We start from the raw sequence: 5,929 nt of genomic DNA on the forward strand, positions 1-5,929 counted from the left end.
CCCCCGCGCAACAGCGGGGCGAAGATCTCCCACACCGACACGTCGAAGGCCAGCGAATGCGCATGCGACCACACCCCGGGCGCCGGCAACCCCGCATCCAGTGACCCGATCAGCGCCGTCACGTTATGATGCGAGACCCCAACACCTTTGGGCACACCCGTGGTACCCGAGGTGTAGATCAGATACGCCAATCCGTCGGCGTCGGGCTCGGGTAACGCCGCATCCGGGAGCTCGTCGAGGCGCGCATCATCGACATCGATGACCGCCACCCCATGCCCGGCCAGCCGCCCGGCCAGTTCCGCGGTGGTCAGGGCGGCGACCGGCTTGGCGTCGGCCAGCAGGAACCCGATCCGCGAATCCGGGGAGACCGGATCGATCGGCAGGTACGCCGCCCCGGTCTTCAGCACCGCCAACATCGCGGCGATCGCCTCGGCCGACCGCGAAAACAGCAGCGCCACAACCGAACCGGGACCCACGCCCCGGTCAACCAGATACCGCGCCAACCGATTCGAGGCCGCATCCAACTCCCGGTACGACACCGAGACCCCACCACCGCAGACCGCCACCGCCCCCGGCCCGCGTGCGACCTGCGCGGCAAACAACCCGGGCACCGACACCGGACCCGGCACCGGCCCGCTCAAAACGGCCCGATTACCAAACACATCCAGCCGAGACCGCTCAGCCTCATCGAGCACATCCACCGTCGACAACGACCGTGCCGGATCGGCCGCCATCGCCACCAACAGCCGCTGCAACCGGCTCGCCAAGTCCGAGACGTCGAAGTTCGAGAAGGGCTGTCCGACACCCACCGTGCTCAGGAATTGCTGATCGCCGAACCCGAGGAAGAATAGCCCGAAGTGGCCCACCGGGCCAAAGGTCGTGTACGTCGCGGTCGCCGGCACACCGGCGAGGCTGAGGGTCATCCGGGCCGGGACGAAGTTCACGACCACCCGGTTGGATGCCTGCGGTGCGCCACGGAAGCCGCCGTCGCCACCGAGCATGTGCACCGGGAAACGCTGGTGCCGCAACGCCTCCCGCGACCGCGTATCGACCTGTTTGAGAAACTCGGCGGCGGTGAGGAGGGGCGACGCGTTCAAGACCAGCGGCACCACCCCGGCGAGCATGCCGGGGTGGGTCTTCGACTCCGGGTCCAGCCGGCGGCTGACCGGGAAGTCGAGCACCACTTCGTCGGAATGGTCGGCGCGGAACCCCCGCACCAGGAGTGCGCAGGCGGCGGTGAGGACCGACGACCGGCGGACACCCAGCGACTTGGACAGTTGTTTGATCGCGCCGAGCACCGACGAGTCCAACTGGACGGGCGGTGAGGGGGCGTATGGGTCCCGGTCGCCGGCGAACTGGGTCATTCGATAGTCCGGCTCGGCGCCCGTCGGCAGGTGCTCGTTCCAATAGGCCTCGTCGGCAAGGCAATCCGCGGATGCCGCGTATTCCGACTCGCCGCTGACGAGATCTTGCACCGAACCGAAGAAGGCCGGAGATACGGCCGTGCCGGAGGCGAGCGCGGAGTAGACGGCCGCGATGCGGCGGCCGATCAGCGCGATGCCCATTCCGTCGATCGCGATGTGATGACAGCAGGTGAACCAGTAGTACTCATCGGGTGCCGTCTGGAACAGGTAGAAGTTCATCATCGGACCGGTGAGCGGCATCGGCGTGCGCTGGATCGCCGACGCCCGCTCGCGGGCCTCGCCCTCGGGATCGGCGGACCCGCTCACGTCGTCGAAGACCAGATCGACGTCCGGGTCGTCGATCACCCGCTGAAAGACGTGCCCGTCCGCCTCGAAGAAGCGGGCCCTGAGGCTCTCGGCCTCACCCACCACGTGGCGCATCGCCTGCTCCAGCAGACCGCGGTCGATCGCGCCCTCGATCCGGACGAGCACGCCGAGTTGCCACGCGACATCGAAGTGACCCGTTTGCTGAGCGAGCCAGATGTCCAGCTGCGCTCGCGTCAGCGGTAGTGCCCGGTCACTGCGTTCCACTAAGTCCCCCCAAAACCCTTCCCGACTCTTTCATACCTAGACGGTCTATACATCACAAACCGGGAGCGGACAGCCTCTCGCGCAGCGATTTAGGGCGCCTATCGGGCCAGTGTTGTTCGACGAAGTCGAGGCACGCCGCCCGTTCGGCTTCGCCGTAGGCCACGCTCCAGCCCGCGGGGACATCGGCGAAGGCCGGCCACAGGCTGTGCTGGTCCTCATTATTGACTAGCACGAAAAATTTGCCCCCGCCGTCGTCGAAAGGATTGGGCTGCAATGGACAACCTCCTCGAACCGAGCTGAGACGTGCAGAAGCGTTGGACGCTGCATCGAAAACGATGCTGCGCTTCTGGATTGGCCGTTGGTTTCGACCAGTGTGGCGTCCTGCCCACCGGCGCCGTGCCAGCGCCTTCGGGCTTTGCGGATATCCCCGTCATGAGGAGACCGTCGTGGCTGCGTTTCGGGCCCCAGCCGGTTCCCCTGCCCGAGTCGCGATGCCGTCCGCAACACCAACGGTAGCCCACGAAACTGGATCGGTGGTTTCACGCGGAACGCCATTCGCGCACCAGCGAACCGTGAGCGTGCTGGCACCACGACTTGCAACGTCGTAATCCACGGCTCGCGCGGCACCCGCCGGTTTGGTCAAACCTGTGAATTTCCTATGCACGAACGGAATTCGCTGCCGCGGGTTGCGGCACGCGTGTCGCGGAAGCCGGCGACCAACCCGGTGTTGTGACAAACTTCACGGGTGCACGAGCGGGTGGTGTTCACAGCGGATTGGCCCGCCGTTCACGGATCGTCCCGCGCCTGGGCATCGCTTGAACGTGTTGCGCCACGCCGAAATTCGGTGGGCGAACCCACATCCTACGGATCGGCGCCGGGGCGGCACGATCCCTCGAGGTTCGGTGTTTAGGGTCGGTGGCCCGCGGGTAGAGATGCGCCAATGTGGGGGTCGGTGCTGGGGTTGGGAATTCTCGCGGCGCTCAATCCCGTGCGCCTCGGGCTGGCCCTCCTGATGATCTCCCGACCGCGGCCCGGGCCGAACCTGCTCGCCTACTGGGTGGGCGGCCTCACCGTGTGTGTGCCCGAGCTTCTCGCGCCCCTGATGCTGCTCAACTTCACCTCGGCGTTCGGCTCGTTCGGCCACGGCTCGACCACGAAGGCCACCAGTTCCACACTTCCGCACATCCAGATCGGCCTCGGCGTGCTCGGGCTGTCGATCGCGGCGGTGATGGCCGTGCGCTTTTCGACGGGCCAGCGAGCGGAGGCCGGCGTATCGAGCGACGCGACCCCGACGCCCGCGGGCGCGCCGATCGCGGTGCCGCGATTCCTGAGCCGCGCGGGGGACGTCCCCCCGGAGGAGGGTTCCGGACCGCGGCGTTTGCTCCACCGCGCCCACCTCGCCTGGGAGCAGGGGTCGCTGTGGATCGCGTGGGTGATCGGCCTGGCGTCGGTTCCGGTCGACGGGGTGCTGTTCATCCTGGCGATCATCGTCGCCTCGAGGGCGGCGGTCGCCACGCAGGTCAGCGCCTCGATCGCGTTCGTCGTGCTGATGTATTCCGTCGTCGAGGTGATCCTGGTGGGATACGTCGCCGCGCCGGCAAGGACCCAAGCCGCGCTGCGGCGGCTGCACGACTGGGTGCGCGCCTACCACCGGCAGATTCTCGTGACCGTCTTCACGGTGGTCGGCGTCTCGCAGCTGGCCCAGGGCATGCACATCCTTTGAGCTGTCGGGTGACAAACCCGGCAATCACATCCGGCCGGCGACCGCGGGAGGATACAAAGGCATCAGCGTCTCGATAATCGGCGTTGGGAGCCCTCGTGATCACTCTGGACCGCTTGGTGAATGTGCTGGGTGGTCATGGGGTCCGGCTGGGTTGGTCGGCGGTGCCTCGGTCGACCGAACTGCGCAGCGTGGTCATTCACGAGATGTCGGGCGGGCGGGCCGTCGTCGGTGATGTTCTGCTGGCCATCGGCGCCGAATCTCTGAGCGAAGCCGTGGAGTGGGCGAACTCGGCGGGAGCGCTGGTGGTGCTGACGCGCGAGGGTGTGGAGCCGCTGACGGTGGGCGAGGACGCCGGGGTCGGGGCGGTGCTGCTGGTCGAGGAGACACTGCCGTGGAGCGAGCTGGCCGCGGTCATCTACGGGCTGGTGCTGGAGGGCCGCGAGACCGCGGCCGGCCGTGGTCCGACCGACCTCTTCGCGCTGGCCGACAGCCTGGCGGATGCGATCGGCAGCGCCGTCGTCATCCACGACGAGTTGCTGCGCGTGCTGGCGTATTCACGGCTGCAGCAGGACCCCGATCCGGCTCGGGTCGAGACGATTCTGAGCCGGCAGACGCCGGAGCGGCTGCGCGCGCTGTTCGAATCCCGGGGCGTGTTCGCGCACCTGGCGGCGGCCGAAGAGCCGCTCTTCGTCGAGGGCGATCCCGAATACGGTTTGACGGGCCGCATGGTGGTGGCGGTGCGCTCCGGGCGAGAGCTGATGGGGTCGGTCTGGGTGGCGTGTTCCGAGCCGCTGGACGAGCCGGCGCGCACGGCCTTGGCCGCGGGCGCGCACACCGTCGCCATGCACGTGCTGCGGTCACAGGCCAGCGCCGACCTCGAGCGTCAGGTCGAATCCGAGCTGGTGATCCGGCTGCTCGAGGGCAGCGCCGACGCCGCCACGTCGGCGAGCAGGCTCGGCCTGCCCCAGAGCGGCTTACGGGTGATCGCGCTGCAGGCGTCGGTGGGCGCCGAACGCGACGCGGCCCTGCTGCTGGCCTTCGAGCGCGCCACCACCGGCTTCGGTTGGTCACGACCGGGGCGCAGCGCCCTGGCGGGCAACACCGTCTACACCCTGCTTCCCGCGGACCAGGCCACGGCGGCCCGCGACTGGGTGACCGCCCTGACGGCGGCCCTGCCCGAACGGGTGACCGTGTTGGCCGGCATCAGCGGGCCGGCCGACGTCGCCGAGCTCGCCGCGGCCCGGCAGGAGGCCGACGAATGTCTGGCGCTGCACGAGGCGTCGCCCACCTGCGCGCCGCCCGCCTACGACGAATCGTGGGATGACATCCTGCTGCAGCGGTTGCGCACCGCGGCCCGCGCCGGCCGGGCCCCGACCCGTGGACCGGTGGCCGAGCTGCGCCGGCACGACCGCGCCAACGGAACCGACTACCTCGCCACGCTGCGGGCGTGGTTAGAGGCCCAGGGCGATCCGGTTGAAGCCGGTGAGCGTCTCGGTGTGCACGAGAACACCGTCCGTTACCGGCTCCGGAAGATGGCCGAAATCAGCAATCTTCCCTTGGACGACGCCAGGAAGCGGCTGGCCATGATGATCGAACTCGCGGCCACCGACATCGGTTGATCGAGCGCTGTCGGAATCCGACAACGCGCGCCGGCGCCCTTGTCGGATCGGCGCAAGCCGCGCGGTGCCCGGCCGCGCGAAGATCGGGGTGACCAACCACGGTCGCTACCCATTCGAACGAGGACATCCGATGACCACCCCCCGACACGATCACCCCGGGCTGGAGACGTTCACCGTTCCCCTGCCACGGGGTCTGCTCGCTCGGCTGTTTCGCCGCAACCCGCTGGTCCGGTCGACCGACCGGCTGGAGGCGCTGCTGTTGGTGTTGGCCATCGCGGTGTCGCTGGTCACCGTGCCGATCGCCGCCGCCGTGGGCACCGCGATCCATGAGGACCGTAGCCGCGTCTACGCCGAACAGGTGCAGACGCGGCGCCCGGCCACCGCGACGGTCGTCGGGGACAGCCATCCCCGCACCGATCTCGGAAAACCGACGGTCATGGCGCCCGCCCGATGGGATTTCGCCGGCTCCGAGCGCACCGGGGACATCGCCGCACCGCTCGCGGTGAAAGTCGGTGACCAGATAGACATTTGGGTCGACGACCGGGGCGCGCCGGTTACCCGGCCGAAAATGTCACCGGCCGACGAGGCGGTCG

General features: G+C 68.7%; 5 protein-coding genes. 3 read left to right on the plus strand and 2 right to left on the minus strand.

What is annotated here, in order from left to right; all coding sequences use genetic code 11:
* Both A5704_RS15770 and A5704_RS15775 read right to left on the minus strand, forming a co-directional pair.
* Nucleotides 1-1,994, minus strand: a 1,994-nt coding sequence (locus A5704_RS15770; RefSeq protein WP_156737686.1) for an AMP-binding protein, incomplete at its 3' end; no start/stop codon positions are given.
* Between the two features lie 52 nt (nt 1,995-2,046).
* On the minus strand, nt 2,047-2,268 hold the full coding sequence (locus tag A5704_RS15775) for an MbtH family protein (protein ID WP_067760439.1): 222 nt from the start codon (nt 2,266-2,268) through the stop codon (nt 2,047-2,049).
* Between the two features lie 666 nt (nt 2,269-2,934).
* Between A5704_RS15775 and A5704_RS15780 the strand changes: the two genes are divergently transcribed.
* The 3 genes from A5704_RS15780 to A5704_RS15790 form a co-directional block, all read left to right on the plus strand.
* Entirely contained in the window at nt 2,935-3,717 is a 783-nt protein-coding gene (locus A5704_RS15780) for a GAP family protein (RefSeq protein ID WP_067889788.1), read from the plus strand.
* Between the two features lie 95 nt (nt 3,718-3,812).
* Nucleotides 3,813-5,336 (plus strand): CdaR family transcriptional regulator, encoded by a 1,524-nt coding sequence (locus A5704_RS15785; protein WP_067889791.1) that lies wholly within the window; start codon nt 3,813-3,815, stop codon nt 5,334-5,336.
* A gap of 130 nt (nt 5,337-5,466) precedes the next feature.
* Nucleotides 5,467-5,929: hypothetical protein (locus A5704_RS15790; protein ID WP_082954884.1), on the plus strand; the 463-nt coding region annotated here is incomplete at its 3' end.

Origin of the sequence: Mycobacterium sp. E735 (assembly GCF_001666955.1) — a bacterium.
Classification (GTDB): Bacteria; Actinomycetota; Actinomycetes; order Mycobacteriales; family Mycobacteriaceae; genus Mycobacterium.